Origin of the sequence: Catenibacterium sp. AM22-6LB (genome assembly GCF_003435615.1) — a bacterium.
GTDB classification, from domain to species: Bacteria; Bacillota_I; Bacilli_A; order Erysipelotrichales; family Coprobacillaceae; genus Catenibacterium; species Catenibacterium mitsuoka_A.
This window is the reverse complement of the sequence record NZ_QTUM01000079.1, coordinates 1-521: the sequence shown is the minus strand read 5'-3', so window position 1 is coordinate 521 and position 521 is coordinate 1. Positions and strand designations below refer to the sequence as shown.

1 protein-coding gene is annotated in these 521 nt (G+C 34.9%); it reads left to right on the top strand.

Annotated features, from left to right (window positions below; genetic code table 11):
* Window positions 1-521: transposase (locus DW269_RS12830; protein WP_199412134.1), on the top strand; the 521-nt coding region annotated here is incomplete at both ends.

The window sequence follows — 521 nt, the reverse complement described above, 5'->3', positions numbered from 1 at the left end:
GAATATAACCATCTATGCGATCGTGTAGAGACTTTAGATAAACAAATTGAAGAAATATCAGTAAAAGAGGAATATGTAGAAAAAGTGCAGCAGCTGCAATGTTTGATTGGGATTAAAACACATACTGCACTATCTTTAATCGTGGAAACAAGTGATTTCAATCGCTTTAAAAAAGGAAACATGTATTCGGCATATTTAGGCTTGATTCCTGGAGATGACTCATCAGGAGGTCAAGAAAATAAGCTTGGAATTACCAAAGCAGGGAATAGTCACTTAAGAAAATTACTGGTTGAAGCAGCACAAGGTTATACACGAGGAAAAGTAGGATTCAAATCAAAAGTTTTGAAATCAAGACAGGAAAAATGCAGCAGTGAAGTAGTAGCATATGCGGATAGAGCCAATGAAAGATTAAGAAGAAAATATTATCGAATGATCTTGAGAGGTAAAAGATATAACGTAGCTAAAACAGCTATTGCAAGAGAACTTGCATGCTTTGTATGGGGTATTATGACAGATCATAT